This window comes from Opitutaceae bacterium, from assembly GCA_015075305.1.
Classification (GTDB): domain Bacteria; phylum Verrucomicrobiota; class Verrucomicrobiia; order Opitutales; family Opitutaceae; genus UBA6669.
The window spans coordinates 871557-888145 of record JABTUS010000001.1 but is presented as its reverse complement, the minus strand read 5'-3'; the positions used below and the strand labels follow the sequence as shown (position 1 = coordinate 888145).

Genomic DNA, 16589 nt, shown 5'->3' with positions numbered 1-16589 from the left:
ATGGGCCAAAAGACCAATCCCGTAGGTTTCCGCCTCGCGGTACGCCGTAACTGGCAGTCCCGCTGGTTTGCGACGAAAAAGGATTTCCCCAAACTGCTTCTCGAGGATCAGATCATCCGCCAGAAGTTGATGGAGAAACTGAAGCAGGCATCAGTCCCGCGCATCTTCATCGAGCGCGCGTCCAACCGCGTCCGCGTAAAGATCTACACCGCCCGTCCTGGAGTCGTCATCGGACGCAAGGGCCAGGAGGTGGAGAAAATCAAGGAGGAGCTGGCAAAGCTCACCGGCAAGGAGATCCTTCTCGACATCCAGGAGGTTAAGAAGCCGGAGATCGAGGCGCAGCTCGTTGCCGAGAACGTCGCTCTCCAACTGGAACGCCGCATCGCTTTCCGGCGCGCAATGAAGAAGGCCGTTGAAATGGCGATGGCGCTTGGTGCCGAGGGCATCCGCATCCAGTGTTCAGGCCGCCTCGGCGGCGCCGATATCGCCCGTCGCGAATGGCAGCGCAAGGGACGCGTGCCCCTGCATACCATGCGTGAAAGCATCGATTACGGGTTTTCTGAAGCCCAGACCGTTTATGGCAAGATCGGCGTCAAATGCTGGATCTGCAAAAAGGAAGCCGACGCGACCGTTTGAGGTTCGATCTCAAATTCAGGATTCCAAATTTACAAACCTAGCTAGCCATGGCTCTCGCTCCTTCCCGTACCAAATATCGCAAGTCCCAGAAGGGATCCCGCGCTGGAAATGCCAAGCGCGGCAACACCCTTGCCTTCGGCGACTTCGGGCTTCAGTCCCTTTCCCGTGGACCCATGACCGGCCAGCAGATCGAGGCTGCCCGCGTCACGATCTCCCGCCACTTGAAGCGCAAAGGGAAACTCTGGATTCGAATATTCCCTCACAAGCCCATCACCAAGAAACCGGCCGAGGTCCGCATGGGTCAGGGCAAGGGTCCGGTCGAGTACTACGTCGCGATCATCAAACCCGGCGCCGTCCTTTTCGAGCTTTCCGGTGTTCCGGCGAGCATCGCAAAGGAGGCCTTCCGCCTGGCCGATGCGAAACTTCCTTTCCGCTGCCGATTCATCGTGCGCGAGAATGCGGCCGCCTAGTCCGCTGCCAGAAAACCATCAAAACACGCCGCCATGACAGCGAAAGAAATCAAGGAACTCACTCCGGCTGAAATTGAGACCAAGCTTCGCGAATCCCGCGAGGCGCTCCTTCAGATGCGCCTGCGCAAACACACGGGGCAGGTCGAAAAGACCCACGAGATTCGCTCACTTCGGAAGACCATCGCCCGCCTGATGACTGCAGCCAGCGCCAGGAAGGGCGCAAAAGCCGCCTAAAGCCATGTCCACTCGCAATTCTCGAAAAACCGTCACCGGGATAGTAACCAGCCGTTCCGGCGACAAGTCTGTCAAGGTAACGATTCCCTACAAGACGCCGCATCCGCGCTACCACAAGGTGATCAATCGTCAGACCGTGCTGCACGTTCATGACGAGAAGAATGACACGCGTGTTGGTGACAAGGTGCAGGTGATGGGGACCCGCCCGCTCAGTCGCTTGAAGCGCTGGCGGATCGTCAGCATCGTTTCCCGGGCAGCCACGTCAGACGCCGTCGCCATCAGCGAAACCGATGTCGCCGCTGCAGTGCCCACAAAGAAGACAGTTCCCAACGCGTCCGCAGCGTCAAAGGACTGATCACAATTGAATCCTCAACCTCCAGGAGGTACGTCATGATCCAACTCCGCTCCATTCTAGAAGTCGCCGACAACACCGGTGCCCGCAAGGCCGCATACATTTCCCGCAAGGGGCAGAATACCGCCACGGCCGGCGTTGGCGATATCGTCACGGTCCACATCAAGGAAAGCACGACCGATGCAACAGTGAAAAAGGGCGAGGTTGCGAAGGCGGTTGTCGTTCGCACGCGCGCTCCAGTTCGCCGCTCAGACGGCAGTTACCTGCGATTCGATTCCAATGCGATCGTCATCATCGGCGCGGATGGCAATCCGCGCGGCACCCGCATCTTCGGACCGGTGGCCCGGGAACTTCGCGCCAAGAACTTCATGAAAATCATCTCGCTCGCCCCCGAGGTGCTGTAACTCACACGACCATGTCGAAATCCCATCTCAAACGCGGCGACGACGTCGTCGTCATCGCCGGATCCCACAAGGGCAAGAGCGGCAAGATCCTCGAGCTTGTTTCCGACAAGCAACGTGCTCGGGTCGAAGGTGTTGCCATGATCAAGCGACACCTGAAGAAATCGCAGGAGCATCCGAATGGCACCATAGCGGAGCGCGAAGGTTCAATTCATGCGTCGAACCTTCAATTGAAGTCGCGTTATGACGCCAGCAAGCGTCGCCCGACGACGTCAGCCACGGTTGCAACTTGATTTTGGCCAGAACGCTCTTGCCACCGCACGGCGGACAATGGCCTAATTAATCCTTTTCTCTCATCTCATCATCACTCATCCGCTGCCGGCTTGGAAACCCGGTGGCCCATCTCATGAGCGCCTCACCTTCACTCAAACAGTTCTACGTCAATACCGTGGTTCCCGAGCTCAAGAAGAGCCGGGGCTATGAAAACAAGCATCAGGTTCCGCGCCTGATCAAAATCGTTCTCAATACGGGCATTGATTCGGACGCCGACAAGAATCTTATCACAGATGTCTCCCGGGATCTCGGCTTGATTGCCGGTCAGAAACCCGTGCTCGCGAAGTCCAAAAAGGCCATTGCCAACTTCAAGCTTCGCCAGGGGCAGGTGGTGGGGGCGTATGTCACCTTGCGGGGAGACAGCATGTGGGAATTCCTATATCGCCTGCTGGCTGTTGCCTTGCCGACGATCCGTGACTTTCGTGGCGTGCCAACCAAGCTCGATGGGCGGGGAAATTACAACCTCGGCATAGCCGATTTCACGATCTTCCCGGAAATCACCGTGGAGAACGTCAAAAAGTCCATGGGGTTGGACATCACGATCGTAACCTCGGCCGGAACGGATGATGCGGGCCGTGAACTGCTCAGACTGCTGGGCATGCCCTTCCGCCGTTCAGAAGCCGCAAAGGCGGCAGCCGCTTAATTCAACGCCTCCCTGTCATGCCGAAAACCTCCGCCATTCAGCGCAATGAAAAGCGCAAGAAGCTCTCCACAAAGTTTGCCGCCAAGCGAGCGGAACTGAAGGCCATTCTGGTCAATCCGGGCACGAGTGACGAAGAATTCTTTGCCGCTCAGAAGAAACTGCAGAAGCTTCCCCGCAACTCGTCCCCGACTCGCGTGCGCAATCGCTGCTCAATGAGTGGCCGCCCACGCGCCTACATCAGCAAGTTCGGGGTGTCGCGCATCCAGTTCCGCGAACTCGCCCTGGCGGGCAAGATCCCGGGAGTCACGAAATCATCCTGGTAAATTCTCTCATTCTCTAGCTTGCCGGAGGTCGCATCGCCTGTGCGGTGCAGGATATGATCCGGCAGCCAGCCAAATCCATCCAACCATGACTGATCCGATCAGCGATTTTTTAACGCGCCTTCGCAATGCGTCGGCGGCAAGGAAGGCGGAGGCCGTCGCGCCTCATTCCAAGATGAAGGAGGGCATCGCCGCGATTCTGAAGGCCGAAGGTTTCGTTGCGGACTATTCCGATGGCACGGACGAACTGGGCCACAAGACGCTCGTGGTGAAGCTCAAGTACGTGAACGAGGTGCCAGCGATCACGAATCTTGACCGTGTGTCCACGCCCGGTCGCCGCCTCTACTACGGATACGCCGAAATTCCCCGTGTCCTGAATGGACTCGGCATCAGCATCCTGTCCACCGCCAGTGGCCTTATGAAGGGCCAGGATTGCCGCCGCAACAAGGTCGGTGGCGAATTGATCTGCAACGTCTGGTAACCGAGGAGCGCAACATTATGAGTCGCATTGGCAAACTACCCGTTTCCATCCCCGACAAGGTCAAGGTCGACGTCAAGCCGGGCAACACGGTGCATGTCGAAGGTCCCAAGGGAAAGGTGAACAAGACGTTCGCGCCTGTCGTGAAGATTTCAGTCTCCGACAAGAAAGTTCGTTTCGAGCCCACCGAAGACACCCGGTTTTCCCGGGCAATGTTCGGCACGGCCCGTTCCGTGGTCGCCGGCATGGTGAAAGGTGTGTCGGTGGGCTTTGAAAAGGAGCTCGAGATTCAGGGGGTCGGCTTCAAGGCCACGCAAAAGGGAAAGCAGATCGATTTCTCCCTCGGCTATTCCCACCCCATTTTGTTCGATATTCCCGAGGGCATCAAGATCACCATCACGGATCAAACCAAGCTGAAGATTGAGGGAGCTGACAAGCAGCTCGTCGGCGCCGTGACCGCGGAAATCCGCAGCTATTATCCGCCGGAGCCCTACAAGGGCAAGGGTGTGCGTATTGTTGGCGAGCGCGTCCGTCGCAAGGAAGGCAAGACCGTCGCCTAAGCTCCAAACGCGAATGCCGGAACCGTTCTCCTGTGGGAGAATCCGCTTACTTCCTCGGAACGGGCCACATTCAATTCTAATTTGTTTCAATGAACACCATTCAAAAAGCCGACCTTCTCCAAAAGCGCCGCTGGCGCATCCGGAAGAAGGTCAACGGTACCACAGCTCGTCCGCGTTTGAGCGTAAAATTCAGCGCCAAGCATATTTACGCGCAGGCCATCGACGACTCAGCAGGTGCCACGCTCGTGTTTCTGTCGAGCCTCGACCCCTCTCTCCGCAAACAAAACATCAAGGCCAACCTCGCCGGAGCGAAGGTACTCGGCTCGGCGTTTGCCGACAAAGCCAAGTCTGCGGGTCTTTCCGCTGTGATTTTTGACCGCAGTGGCGCCCGCTATCACGGCAAGGTCAAGGGCTTTGCCGAAGCCGCCCGCGAAGGCGGACTGGTGTTTTAACCTCCCTGCTCATGAGCACTGATCCTGTTTCCACCACTGAATCAACCCCCGTCGCCCCCGCGACCGAAGTTCGCCCTGCTGCACGACGTTCAAACCGCCCCGGCGACGGACGTGGTCCTCGCCGGGATGGCTCGGGTCCACGGCGTGATCGCCGCGACAACTCCGCTCCAAAGGGCGATGGGCCGGAGATGCTTGAGAAGGTCGTCTTCATCAACCGCTGCGCAAAGGTGGTTAAGGGTGGACGTCGCTTCAGCTTTTCAGCCCTTGCGGTCGTTGGGGACCAGAAGGGCAACATCGGCGTCGGACTGGGCAAGGCCAACGAGGTGCCTGATGCCATCCGCAAGAGCACCGAACATGCGAAAAAGCGGCTCGTGAACGTGAAGCTCAAGGGTGATACCATTCCCCACGAAGTCTTCGGTACTTTTGATGGCGGCAAGGTTCTGCTGAAGCCCGCGGTTCCCGGCACTGGCCTCATAGCGGGCGGTGGTGTGCGAGCGGTCCTCGAGGCGGCTGGTGTGAAAAACGTTCTGACGAAATCGATGGGGTCCAAGAACCACATCGCCGTTGTCAATGCGACTGTTGCGGCGCTCCGCCAACTGCGTTTGTCGGATGACATCGCAGCATTGCGCAAGGCTTGATCGGAAGATCTTCGCGCATCCAATCATTCGTCCAATCCGAGTCGTTTCCGTTGCAACGGGAATGGCGCATCCAGGAATCCTTTATGAAACTTCACGAACTCAAGAACGTCCCCGGTGCCGTGCATCGTCGCAAACGTGTCGGCTGCGGCGAAGGCGGTGGCCACGGGAAGACCTCTACGCGCGGAGGAAAGGGTCAGACGGCCCGTTCCGGTGGCAGCATCCGTCCGGGATTTGAAGGCGGTCAGATGCCGCTTTACCGCAAGCTCCCGCACAGGGGATTCAATCAGGCTGCATTCCGCGTCGCACCGGCCATTGTCAATGTCGGTGACCTTGCCTCGCTCGACGCCTCGCTCACCGAGGTGGATGCAGCGGTGCTTTCCCGCAGCGGACTGATTCGCAAGGATGAGACCTTCCTGAAAGTTCTGGGTGACGGTGAGATAGGCCGTGCGATCAAGGTGACCGCGGCGAAGTTTTCAGCGTCGGCCAAGGCAAAAATCGAAGCCGCCGGCGGACAGGCAATCGTAGCCTGATACGCCGAAGGTTCAACCGCGCATACCTGCGCGGTTTTTTGCGTCGTTTGAACTCCATCGCGTTTCCAGATTCCCAACCGTGTTTTCAGCGTTCACCAACTCCCTGAAGATTCCGGAGCTCCGCTCCCGGATATTCTACACACTTGCCCTCCTGTTTGTCGCCCGCGTAGGTGCGCACATTCCGCTGCCGGGACTTGATCCCAAGCCGCTGCAGGCGTTTTTCGCCGATCAGACGACCGGCGGGGCAAGCGCACTGGTCGGGCTGTACAACATGTTCACCGGCGGCGCGCTCGTGAAGGGTGCCGTCTTTGCGCTTGGGATCATGCCCTACATCAGTGCGGCGATCGTGTTTCAATTGATGACCGCGGTTGTCCCGAGCCTGAGCCGGCTTCAGCAGGAGGGGGATGTCGGACGCCAGAAGCTGACGCAGTATACGCGATACGCGACGGTCCTCATCTGCGTCGTGCAGGGAACGCTGCTGATTCTCGCACTGGAGAATCCCGGACGCCTGTTTCCCGGCTACGACATCAACCAGTACGGATCGATCGTCATAGTCAGCAAGACATCGTTCCTGATCACCTCCGTCATTTTCATGACGGCAGGCACGCTTCTGCTGATGTGGCTGGGTGAGCAGATAACGCAGCGCGGAATTGGCAATGGCGTTTCAATCCTGATCACCATAGGCATCCTGGCGGATATTCCCGGAGCGGCTGCAGCCACGTACCGGCTCTTTTTTGCACCGATCGGCGTCGATCGTCTCGGCCTTCCGCAGGGAATCATCATGGTCGCCCTGTTTGTGCTGGTGACCATGGGCATCGTCATGGTGGTGCAGGGCCAGCGGAAGATTCCGGTTCAGTACGCCAAGCGGGTGGTGGGGAACAAGGTGATGGGAGGGCAGAGTTCCTTCCTCCCGTTGAAGGTGAACTATTCCGGAGTCATGCCGGTGATCTTTGCGAGTGCGATCCTGCTTTTTCCCCAGCAGATATTCGCCCAGCTCGGTGCGGCGATGAACTGGCGCTGGATGATCGACTTTTCCAGCAATCTGTTGCGCGGCCACTGGAGCTACTATGCGATCATGGTCTTTCTGATCCTGTTTTTCAGCTATTTCTGGGTGTCCGTGATGTTCAAGCCGATTCAAATTGCCGATGACCTGAAAAAGTACGGCGGCTACATCCCCGGGGTCCGGCCTGGGGAACCCACGGCGCAGTTCCTCGACTTCATCATGACGCGCCTGACGCTGGCTGGCTCGATCTTTCTGACCATCATAGCCGTCATGCCGGACGTTCTCCTTTTCGAGCTCAACGTTCCGCAACGCATCGCAATATTCTTTGGCGGAACGGGCATGCTGATCACCGTGGGTGTCATTCTCGACACGATGCGCCAGGTTGAGACATTTCTGTTGCAACGCCATTACGATGGATTCCTCAAGAAGGGACGCATCCGTGCGCGCAGCGCCGGAGTATCGAGTGCAACAAGCGACGCACTCAGCTCAGAAGCGGTCATGAAACTCGTATACCCAATGCTGGGGCTCTTTTTGCTGGGGTTGGGCATCTGGGCCTATCGTCACTTTAGCGGAAATTAGCCTTTACTTCGGTCGTGAAGTCTTCACTTTCCGACCTCTTCGCTGGTTTGAACCTACGGGCCAAAACCAAGCTGGTGGTCCTCGGTTCACATCGATCGATCCTTGCGGGCGAAGCATTACACGACAGTTCTTTGAATCATATTGAGCACGTCTCTCCGGCCGGATTGCTGAGGCTGGAGATTTCGCCGCCAGCGTTGACGCAGATCCCTGCGACTGACGCATCCATCCTCGCCATCATGCGGAAATGGTTCTGGTCGCGCAAACCCGATGCGGGATTTGTCCTCTGGGGCTTCCCGGCTACGCTGCTCCAGGCTTTGGTTTTTGACGAATGGCTTGAGGCCCGCCAGGAATGCCTTGATGCCGTCATCCCGGGCGACGCTTTTGAATCCGCCTCCGGTCTCGTCGATCACTATCGCAATCATGGTCTGCTGGCCGAGTCCGGCAGCCGAGCGCACACCGCATGATCCCGATCAAGTCCGAAAAACAGATCGTTCACATGCGTGAATCGTGCCGGATTGCGGCGACCGTCCTTCAGGAACTGAAGGCGATGGTCCGGCCGGGCATCAGCACTCAGGATCTGGAGGAGGCCGGGCGCAACGCGATAGCCCGCTTGGGAGCCAGGAGCGCCTGCTTCGGTTATCAGGTGGGATCACGCCGGTACCCGGCGCACACCTGCATCTCCGTTAACGAGGAGGTTGTCCATGGCATACCCTCGCTGCGGCGGATCCTAAGCGATGGTGATGTCGTTTCCATCGACATCGTTGTATCCAACCACGGATACATCGGCGACAATGCCGTCACCGTACCGGTCGGAAAGGTCCGGCCGGAGCTGAGGAAACTCCTTGATGTCACCGAAGAGGCGCTTCGCCTGGGCATCGCCGCGGCCGTTGTCGGCAATCGCATCTCGGACATCTCACAGGCTGTCCAGACCCATGTTGAAGCCAGTGGCTTCGGAGTTGTTCGCGACATGGTCGGTCACGGTGTCGGTGTCAGCATGCACGAGGAACCTCAGATCCCGAATTTCGGCCGTGAGGTGCGTGACCGGATAAAGCCTGGAATGACACTCGCAATCGAACCGATGGTGAATCTCGGTGGCTTCAAGACCCGCATGCTTGCGGACGGCTGGACGGTGGTGACGGCGGACAAATCGCCTTCAGCCCATTTCGAACACACGGTGCTCACGACTGAGAATGGGCCGGAAATACTGACGCTTCCGGTCCCCATGAATTCGACGGTCCATGCCCTGCCGCATGGAGCCGCCTCCTCCGCCCCTGCGGCTGATTGACTGCCGCACCATCATTTTTTTTCAAACTTCAATCCAAACTGCTAAACACAATCCACCATGCCTCGTCTTCTCGGCGTTGAAATTCCGGCCAAAAAGAAAGTTGGCCATTCGTTGCGCTACATTTATGGCATCGGGCCGCTCCGTGCCGACCAGATCGTCAAGGAAGCCGGCATCGATCCCAATATTCGTGCCCAGGACCTCACGGAGGAAAACCTGAATCGCATCCTTCATGTGATCACTGAACACAAGTGGGTGGTGGAAGGTGACCTTCGCCGCGAAATTGCCGCGAATCTCAAGCGCCTTCAGGCCATCAACTGCTATCGCGGTATCCGCCATCGCCGCAGCCTTCCCGTGCGGGGCCAGCGCACCAGCACCAATGCGCGCACCCGCAAGGGCCCGCGCAAGACCGTGGGCGTCACCAAAGCCAAAGAATAATTTTCCGTCATGGCCGAAGAAAAATCTGCTCCGAAGAAAGAAAAATCCGCCAAGGCGACCGCCAGCGCGGATGCCGCTCCCGCCGCTGAGAGGAAACCCAAGGCGCCAAAGGCTGCGCCTGCTGACGCCGCCGCCGGCGCCCCCGCACCCGCGGGGGATGCTTCCGCCGCGGAGTCTGCAGCCTCAGCCAAGCCGGTTGAGCTTGTGGGAGGAGTCGCCCGACAGCCGACGGCCGAGGAGCTTCTCAAGGAGGAGTTGGGAGCCATCAAGGTTCGCAAGGCGAAAGGCTCGAAGAACGTCACGTCGGGCATCGTCAATGTTCTGGCCTCCTTCAATAACACGATTGTATCCATCACCGACCAAAAAGGGCAGGTGATCGCCTGGTCGAGCGCTGGAAAGTGCAATTTCCGCGGCTCCCGCAAGTCCACCGCGTACGCGGCGCAGGTCGTCGCCCAGGATGCCGCGCGCAATGCGATGTCCCATGGACTGAAGGACGTCGTCATCCGCGTTTCCGGACCCGGACTCGGTCGCGACAGCGCAGTCCGCGCTCTCCAGGCGATTGGTTTGGAAATTTCCTCGATCATCGACGTCACGCCGATACCGCACAACGGCTGCCGCCCGCCCAAGCGCCGCCGCGTCTGATCCGACGCCCTCGCGGTCACCGTTTCATCCCACAACTTTTCAATCAAACTCATCCCTAGCAGTCATGGCTCGCTATACCGGTCCCACCACCCGCATGAATCGGCGCTTTGGACAGCCGATCTTCGGTGCCACCAAAGCCTTCGAACGCCGCCCATTTCCTCCCGGCCAGCACGGCCCGAAGAATCGCCGCAAGATGTCCGAGTATGCCGTCGGACTGAACGAGAAGCAGAAGCTTCGTTACACCTACGGCCTGCTTGAGCGGCAGTTCCGCCGTGTTTTCGAAATCGCCAAGAGCGGCCGCGGCGTAACCGGTGAACGTTTCCTTCAGCTCCTCGAGACGCGTCTCGACAGCGTTGTCTACCTTCTTGGATTTGCGAAGAGCCGCGCAGCCGCGCGTCAGATGGTCAATCACGGCCATGTCCGCGTAAACGGCCACAAGGTCGACATCGCGAGCTACAATGTCCGCGCCGGCGAGGAGATCGAGATCAAGAATACGCCGACATCCCGCCAGATCGCCACGCGCAATCTCGAGGAGAACCGCATGCGCAACGTTCCCGGCTGGCTCACGCTCAATGCCGAGGCGTTCAAGGCCGTCGTGAATCGCCTGCCCAATCGCGACGAAATGGACACGACGATCAACGAGCAACTCATCGTCGAGTTCTACTCCCGCTTCTAATCAGCCGGATTTCCCGGCTTTTCATTTTCTCCTCCGGTCAAATCGTCCTGTCCCTTTAGCGTCAATCATCGTCCCTCTACATCTCCATGCCTAAACGCCTCGGAAAGTTCGAACTCCCGAACAAGCTCACCAAGATCGAGGAAGGCGCCACCGCCACCTACTCAAAGTTCATCGCCGAACCGTTTGAAGCCGGCTACGGGCACACCGTGGGCAATTCATTGCGCCGTGTGCTGCTGAGTTCCATCGAGGGCTCGGCCATCAGTTCCATAAAGATCGACGGCGTCAATCACGAGTTCCAGAGCGTCGATGGCGTCGTTGAGGATGTCACCGACATCGTTCTGAATCTCAAGAAGATCCTGATCGTTTCCCAGAAGCGGGAGCCGGTCACCCTGCTCATCCGGGTCAATCGCGTGGGGGCCGTCACTGCGGCGGATATCCAGGCCGATGCGAACATCACGATCGTCAATCCCGAGCAGGTGATCTGCACGCTGGACAAGCCGCGTGCATTTGAGGCTGAAATCGAGATCAAGACAGGCCGTGGATACTATCCCGGCGAGCAGAACAAGAAGGAGGAGCAGGCGATCGGTGTCATTCCAATCGACTCCCTGTTCTCGCCCGTGCGCCTGGTCAAGTATTCGGTCGAAAACACGCGCGTCGGCCAGATCACCGACTATGACAAGCTGATCCTGGAAATCTGGACCGACGGCCGTGTCACCCCGGATGACGCGCTCAAGCAGTCCGCCTCGATCCTCAAGCATCATCTCGATGTGTTCGATCGCGTCAGCGACGAGGTCTACGAATTTGAGAACCAGCAGTCGGAGGTCAGCGAGGAGCAGAACAAGCTGCGCAAGCTGCTGAACATGTCGGTCAACGAGATTGAACTGTCCGTTCGCGCCGCCAACTGCCTGAACAACGCCAATATCACGACCGTTGGTGAGCTGGCGATGAAGACCGAGCAGGAGATGCTCAAGTACCGGAATTTCGGCAAGAAGTCGCTCAACGAGATCAAGGAGAAACTGGAGGCGCTCGGCCTCTCCCTTGGCATGAAGTTCGACGAACGTCTGCTCGATACCAAGAAGGAAGCCTGAGCCCGCCGGGCGCCGCTCCGCCATTCGCGGACGGCCCGGTGCGCTGTCGATCACTCCCATCATTTCTGATCCTCGCGCCGCCCGCTGCCGCCCCACGCTGCGACCGGGTTGCCGATCGGGGATCGAACAAACACAAGCATCATGCGTCACAATAAACACCGCGCCTCACTTGGCGTAACCCGCGAACACCGCGCCGCCATGTTGTCGAACATGGGCGCCTCCCTGATCCGTCATGGTCGCATCGAGACCACGCTGACCAAGGCAAAGGCTCTGCGCCCATTCATCGAAAAGATCATCACCAAGGCCAAAAAGGCCGCGGTCGCCAAGGAGAAGAGCGCCGCGCTTCACCTGCGCAGACTCGCGCTCCGCGATGTGCGTGATGAAGCGGCCATCGACGTCCTTTTCAAGGAGAAGCACAAGGAGTTCGCCGGTCGCGCGGGTGGATATACGCGCATTTACAAGCTCGGGAACCAGCGAATCGGCGATGCCGCCGAGATGGCCCTGATCGAGCTGATCAGGGCCGACGATCCTGGGTACAAGAAGTCGAAAGGTCGCCGGGGCGCCAGGGGCGCGAAGGCGGTTTCGTCCGACAAGCCCGCTGAATCCTCTCCTGCGGCCGAGGCGGCTCCCGCCGCCGAGGCACAGGCCTGACCAGGCTGCGCTGCACACGAACGCGCCGGTCTTCCGGCGTGTTTCCTGTGGAAGCGTGAGGCACCCACCCTGAAAAGGTTGCCGGGAAACCTGACCGTCGCCAACCTGCGCCAGTGTTCGACCTCACGGGTGCCGTCGTCGTCTATTGCGGTCTGGTTGCCGCCCTCTATCTGGGTCTGTGGTTGTATTACGACCGGCGCGATCGCACGCGATTCGACCGGCCGCGCCGGAAACACGTGTTTTTCTGCGTTCGATGCAGGCACCTCTATGCGACCGCCTCGGATGCCGACCGCGTTCCATGCCCTCGATGCGCCCACGAGAACGCTCGCCTGAGATTTTGAGCGGTTTTCCTCGACCCGGCTTGCGATCGACACCTTCGCGATTTCGAAACACCTTCCTCGCTTGATCCCGCGACCGCGGGTCGCTCTTGTTTCCCATGGCCCAGACGATTGCAGTCCTCGACTTCGGATCACAATACACGCAGATCATCGCGCGTCGCATCAGGGAGTGCTCGGTCTTCTCCAAGATCTATCACTTTTCCACGCCCGTGGAAACGCTGGTCGCGGATGGTGTCATCGGCATTGTCCTCTCCGGTGGACCCAGCAGCGTTTTTGCACGCCGGGCGCCTTTGCCGGATCCGCGGATCTTTCAAGCCGGCGTGCCCGTGCTGGGCATATGCTACGGCATTCAGTTGATGGGAAAACTTCTCGGTGGCAGGGTGTCCAGGGGCGACCGCAGGGAGTACGGACACGGCAACCTCCGGATCACCAGGCCGGGAAGGCTTTTCGCGAAACTGCCCCGCAGACTCAAGGTGTGGAATTCGCATGGAGACAAGCTCATCGCGCTGCCGCCCGGGTTCATGGCGATAGGTTCCACGGAAAACTCCTCATTCGCCGCGATTGAGGACCGGAAACGAAACTTCTTCGGCATCCAGTTTCACCCCGAGGTGTTTCACACTGAGCACGGCACCGACATGATCCGCAACTTTCTCGTGGAAGTTTGCGGTGCGGGACAGTCGTGGACGACGAAGGATTTCATTGGACACGCGATTGACGACATCCGGAACAGGGTCGGAAAGGCGCGGGTGCTTCTCGGTCTCTCCGGTGGGGTTGATTCATCCGTCGCCGCGGCATTGATTCACAAGGCGATCGGCAGGCAGCTCACCTGCGTCTTCGTGGACAATGGACTGCTGCGCCAGGGTGAGCGCGACGCCGTGGTCGGACTGTACAAGCGCAATTTCAGGATCGATCTCCGGGTTGTCGACGCATCGGCGCTTTTTTTGAGGCGCTTGAAGGGCGTCGTGGATCCGGAGAAGAAACGAAAAATCATCGGCAACACATTCGTGCACGTCTTTGAAAAATCGCTCAGGCAGGTGGGTGCGGCCGAATTTCTCGCCCAAGGAACGCTGTACCCGGACGTCATCGAATCGGTGGCGATCGCCGACAACCCCGCGGCTCTGATCAAGTCGCATCACAACGTGGGCGGACTTCCCGAGCGCATGAAGCTCAAGCTGCTCGAGCCGCTGCGGGAACTCTTCAAGGACGAGGTGCGTGCAGTCGGCACCGCGCTTGGGCTCCCCCGTGAGGTGGTCTGGCGGCAGCCATTTCCCGGCCCGGGATTGGGCGTCAGGGTTGTGGGTGACATCACGAAGGAAAGGCTCGATATCCTGCGCAAGGCTGACGCGATCGTGCAGGAGGAGATGAAGGCGAGCGGATGGTACTGGAAAGTCTGGCAGTCATTCGCCGTTTTCCTTCCCGTGCGATCGGTCGGTGTCATCGGCGATGAACGCAACTATGCGGATGTGATTGCACTGCGGGTGGTCGAATCCAAGGATGCCATGACGGCCGACTGGAGCCGCCTGCCGTATGATCTCCTCCAGTTGATTTCGTCCCGCATCACCAATGAAGTCAGTGGCGTTTCCCGGGTGGTGCTCGACATCAGTTCCAAGCCGCCGGCGACGATTGAATGGGAATGAGGTTGATCGAAACCTTTTCATCGGATTTGGGGTCTGACAGGACATGAGGCTCATTCGTGCAGCGTCGTTGCTCCTTTGTTCCGCCTTGGGCGTGTGCACGGCATTTTGTCAAACCGCAGACGTGAAGGCGGTTGTGAATCAGGCCAGGGCCTGGCTCGGATCCGAGGAAGCGCTGCAGGCTGTCAGGACGGTGCACTTTCAGGGTGAACTGACGACCGGCGACCATCGGAAGGCCACGATTGAAATCATCTTCCAGAAGCCGTACCGGCAGCGAATTGTCACAACAACAGCGGATCGCAGGGAAATCACGGCGCTGGACGATTACGAAGCCTGGCAGCGGTACGAGGACCTGCACAATCCTGAGCGGTGGCGCATGAGCCTGATGCAGAAGGAACAGGTGAAGCGACTGCGAGCGAACACCTGGGAGAACCTTGCATTTTATCGGGGACTGGAACGCAAGGGTGGGCGGGTCGATGACCTGGGCTTGGTGGATCTGGATGGGCTCATGGCTCGCAAATTGTCCTTTGTTCACGACACAGGGAGCGTGTTTACCCGGTATTTCGATCAGACAACCGGCAGGCTCCTTTTGACTGAGAATGAACAGGGCGGGACAATCCGGGAAGAGGGAGAGATAATCACAGGCGGCATTCGTTTCCCGAAGAGGATTGTCACGCAAACGAAGACGGAGGATGGAAGGTCCAGGCTGGTAACCATAGAATTTACAGCGATTGCCATCAACGAATCGTTTGCAGACGAGCTTTTCCAGGTGCCTTCCGTCGTGCCGATTCCCGCCGGACCCAATTAATTGAGGCCTGGCTCCAGTTTCACGATTGAGGAAGCGTGTTCAGCGTTGCCGCCAAATGGTGACGCCGGCTAGGGTACGAGGAAGTACTTTTCCCAAGAACCTGCTGTGCGCACACTTTCGTTCACCGCCAAATCGTTTCGCGACGACCTCTCCAGTTTCTGCCGCACCGCATTGGTGCCTCGCGAGATTTCCGATTCGGTGGCTGCCATCCTTGCGGATGTCAGGCAGCGCGGCGATGAGGCACTTGCCTATTATGCAGCGAAGTTCGATGGAGCCAAATTGGCCGCGAGATTGTTTCGTGTGAAGGACAGTGAGATCCTCGCAGCCTCCAAGCGCCTTCCAGCCGCGGAGGCCAAGGCGATTGCAGCGGCGCACGAATCGATAGTCGCCTTTCATGAGAAAAGCCGCCCGAAGGACTGGTCTGCGAAGAATCCCCAGGGCGGGATGGTGGGTGAACGCTTTCATCCCATTCGTCGTGTCGGCCTCTATGTCCCTGGAGGCCAGGTGCCGTTGGTTTCGACGGTTCTCATGACGGCATCATTGGCCAGAATAGCGGGATGCCCGGAAATCGCCGTCTTTACGCCGTCCAACGCGGAGGGTCGTGTCGCGGATGGCTTGCTTGCAGCGCTCCATCGGGTGGGTGTGTCGGAGGTCTATCGCATTGGCGGGGTGCATGCAGTTGGGGCGATGGCTTTCGGCACCGTGACGATTCCTGCCGTGGACAAGATATACGGCCCCGGGAACGCATACGTCTGCGAAGCGAAGCGGCAGGTGTTCGGAGTTGTTGGAGTGGATCTTCTTCCCGGACCGAGCGAGCTGATGGTCATCGCTGATGAAACCGCTGATCCCGAATTTGCCGCATCGGATCTCCTTGCACAGGCGGAGCACGGAAGCGGACGCGAGAAGATCTATCTCGTCGCCACTTCCAAGCCGGTTCTCGAGGGCATCCTCGCTGAGATCCGGCTTCAGGTGAAGTCGCTCTCTCGCGTGGGAAGGATTCAACTCGTGCTGGACCAGGGGTTTCTTGGAGTGGAGGTGTCTTCGATTTCGCAGGCGATCGAGGTGGCCAACCATGTTGCTCCAGAGCACCTTGAATTGCTGGTGTCGGATGCCGCGCAGAAAACGCTGCTGCAGAAGGTCACGACGGCAGGCGCCGTGATGCTTGGCAACTATACACCGACGGCGCTTGGAGACTTCACCGCCGGACCAAGCCATGTTTTGCCAACCGGACGCGCCGGACGATTCTTCAGCGGACTTCGGGTGGATGATTTTATGCGACGGACGAGCACGGTTCACTATGACAAGACGGCGCTCAGGAAAGCCGCTCCAGTTGTGGGCGCATTCGCCCAGATGGAACAGCTCGACGCGCATGGTCGCTCCGTCGCCTGCCGGCTTCGTTGAAC

General features: G+C 58.8%; 25 protein-coding genes. All 25 read left to right on the top strand.

What is annotated here, in order from left to right; genetic code table 11:
- Positions 1 to 636 (top strand): 30S ribosomal protein S3, encoded by a 636-nt coding sequence (gene rpsC, locus HS122_03730; GenBank protein MBE7537505.1) that lies wholly within the window; start codon positions 1 to 3, stop codon positions 634 to 636.
- A gap of 47 nt (positions 637 to 683) precedes the next feature.
- Positions 684 to 1106 carry a 50S ribosomal protein L16 gene (gene rplP / locus HS122_03725; GenBank protein MBE7537504.1) on the top strand — a complete coding sequence of 141 codons (423 nt, stop codon included), beginning with the start codon at positions 684 to 686 and terminating at the stop codon, positions 1104 to 1106.
- A 33-nt stretch (positions 1107 to 1139) separates the two neighbouring features.
- Entirely contained in the window at positions 1140 to 1340 is a 201-nt protein-coding gene (rpmC, locus tag HS122_03720; GenBank protein ID MBE7537503.1) for a 50S ribosomal protein L29, read from the top strand.
- Between the two features lie 4 nt (positions 1341 to 1344).
- Positions 1345 to 1695, top strand: a complete 351-nt coding sequence (gene rpsQ, locus HS122_03715) for a 30S ribosomal protein S17 (GenBank protein ID MBE7537502.1) — start codon at positions 1345 to 1347, stop codon at positions 1693 to 1695.
- Between the two features lie 35 nt (positions 1696 to 1730).
- Positions 1731 to 2096 (top strand): 50S ribosomal protein L14, encoded by a 366-nt coding sequence (gene rplN, locus HS122_03710; protein ID MBE7537501.1) that lies wholly within the window; start codon positions 1731 to 1733, stop codon positions 2094 to 2096.
- Positions 2097 to 2107: 11 nt separating this feature from the next.
- On the top strand, positions 2108 to 2386 hold the full coding sequence (gene rplX / locus HS122_03705) for a 50S ribosomal protein L24 (GenBank protein MBE7537500.1): 279 nt from the start codon (positions 2108 to 2110) through the stop codon (positions 2384 to 2386).
- A 113-nt stretch (positions 2387 to 2499) separates the two neighbouring features.
- Positions 2500 to 3069, top strand: coding sequence for a 50S ribosomal protein L5 (gene rplE, locus HS122_03700; protein MBE7537499.1), 570 nt, complete (start codon positions 2500 to 2502; stop codon positions 3067 to 3069).
- Between the two features lie 17 nt (positions 3070 to 3086).
- Positions 3087 to 3392, top strand: a complete 306-nt coding sequence (rpsN, locus tag HS122_03695) for a 30S ribosomal protein S14 (protein ID MBE7537498.1) — start codon at positions 3087 to 3089, stop codon at positions 3390 to 3392.
- A gap of 85 nt (positions 3393 to 3477) precedes the next feature.
- Positions 3478 to 3870 carry a 30S ribosomal protein S8 gene (rpsH, locus tag HS122_03690; GenBank protein ID MBE7537497.1) on the top strand — a complete coding sequence of 131 codons (393 nt, stop codon included), beginning with the start codon at positions 3478 to 3480 and terminating at the stop codon, positions 3868 to 3870.
- Between the two features lie 17 nt (positions 3871 to 3887).
- A complete protein-coding gene (rplF, locus tag HS122_03685) occupies positions 3888 to 4427 on the top strand; it encodes a 50S ribosomal protein L6 (protein MBE7537496.1) in 540 nt (179 codons plus the stop codon).
- A gap of 89 nt (positions 4428 to 4516) precedes the next feature.
- Positions 4517 to 4879 (top strand): 50S ribosomal protein L18, encoded by a 363-nt coding sequence (locus HS122_03680; GenBank protein ID MBE7537495.1) that lies wholly within the window; start codon positions 4517 to 4519, stop codon positions 4877 to 4879.
- 11 nt (positions 4880 to 4890) lie between these two features.
- The gene (rpsE, locus tag HS122_03675) at positions 4891 to 5517 is read left to right on the top strand and encodes a 30S ribosomal protein S5 (protein MBE7537494.1); all 627 of its coding nucleotides are present in this window, start codon (positions 4891 to 4893) and stop codon (positions 5515 to 5517) included.
- 83 nt (positions 5518 to 5600) lie between these two features.
- Positions 5601 to 6047 (top strand): 50S ribosomal protein L15, encoded by a 447-nt coding sequence (gene rplO, locus HS122_03670; protein ID MBE7537493.1) that lies wholly within the window; start codon positions 5601 to 5603, stop codon positions 6045 to 6047.
- A gap of 79 nt (positions 6048 to 6126) precedes the next feature.
- Positions 6127 to 7629 (top strand): preprotein translocase subunit SecY, encoded by a 1503-nt coding sequence (gene secY, locus HS122_03665; GenBank protein MBE7537492.1) that lies wholly within the window; start codon positions 6127 to 6129, stop codon positions 7627 to 7629.
- Positions 7630 to 7865: 236 nt separating this feature from the next.
- On the top strand, positions 7866 to 8093 hold the full coding sequence (locus HS122_03660; protein ID MBE7537491.1) for a hypothetical protein: 228 nt from the start codon (positions 7866 to 7868) through the stop codon (positions 8091 to 8093).
- Complete coding sequence (gene map, locus HS122_03655) at positions 8090 to 8914, top strand: type I methionyl aminopeptidase (GenBank protein ID MBE7537490.1); 825 nt, start codon at positions 8090 to 8092, stop codon at positions 8912 to 8914. Before HS122_03660 ends, map begins: the two co-directional genes overlap by 4 nt.
- Before the next feature lie 57 nt (positions 8915 to 8971).
- Entirely contained in the window at positions 8972 to 9349 is a 378-nt protein-coding gene (rpsM, locus tag HS122_03650; GenBank protein ID MBE7537489.1) for a 30S ribosomal protein S13, read from the top strand.
- 255 nt (positions 9350 to 9604) lie between these two features.
- Positions 9605 to 9991, top strand: coding sequence for a 30S ribosomal protein S11 (gene rpsK / locus HS122_03645; protein ID MBE7537488.1), 387 nt, complete (start codon positions 9605 to 9607; stop codon positions 9989 to 9991).
- A gap of 64 nt (positions 9992 to 10055) precedes the next feature.
- A complete protein-coding gene (gene rpsD, locus HS122_03640) occupies positions 10056 to 10667 on the top strand; it encodes a 30S ribosomal protein S4 (protein ID MBE7537487.1) in 612 nt (203 codons plus the stop codon).
- Positions 10668 to 10753: 86 nt separating this feature from the next.
- Positions 10754 to 11755, top strand: a complete 1002-nt coding sequence (locus HS122_03635) for a DNA-directed RNA polymerase subunit alpha (GenBank protein ID MBE7537486.1) — start codon at positions 10754 to 10756, stop codon at positions 11753 to 11755.
- 141 nt (positions 11756 to 11896) lie between these two features.
- Positions 11897 to 12406 (top strand): 50S ribosomal protein L17, encoded by a 510-nt coding sequence (rplQ, locus tag HS122_03630; GenBank protein MBE7537485.1) that lies wholly within the window; start codon positions 11897 to 11899, stop codon positions 12404 to 12406.
- A gap of 113 nt (positions 12407 to 12519) precedes the next feature.
- Entirely contained in the window at positions 12520 to 12747 is a 228-nt protein-coding gene (locus HS122_03625; protein ID MBE7537484.1) for a hydrogenase nickel incorporation protein HypA, read from the top strand.
- A 95-nt stretch (positions 12748 to 12842) separates the two neighbouring features.
- On the top strand, positions 12843 to 14381 hold the full coding sequence (gene guaA / locus HS122_03620) for a glutamine-hydrolyzing GMP synthase (protein MBE7537483.1): 1539 nt from the start codon (positions 12843 to 12845) through the stop codon (positions 14379 to 14381).
- 121 nt (positions 14382 to 14502) lie between these two features.
- On the top strand, positions 14503 to 15186 hold the full coding sequence (locus HS122_03615; GenBank protein MBE7537482.1) for a hypothetical protein: 684 nt from the start codon (positions 14503 to 14505) through the stop codon (positions 15184 to 15186).
- 105 nt (positions 15187 to 15291) lie between these two features.
- Positions 15292 to 16587 carry a histidinol dehydrogenase gene (gene hisD / locus HS122_03610; GenBank protein MBE7537481.1) on the top strand — a complete coding sequence of 432 codons (1296 nt, stop codon included), beginning with the start codon at positions 15292 to 15294 and terminating at the stop codon, positions 16585 to 16587.
- The last annotated feature ends 2 nt before the right edge of the window (positions 16588 to 16589 follow it).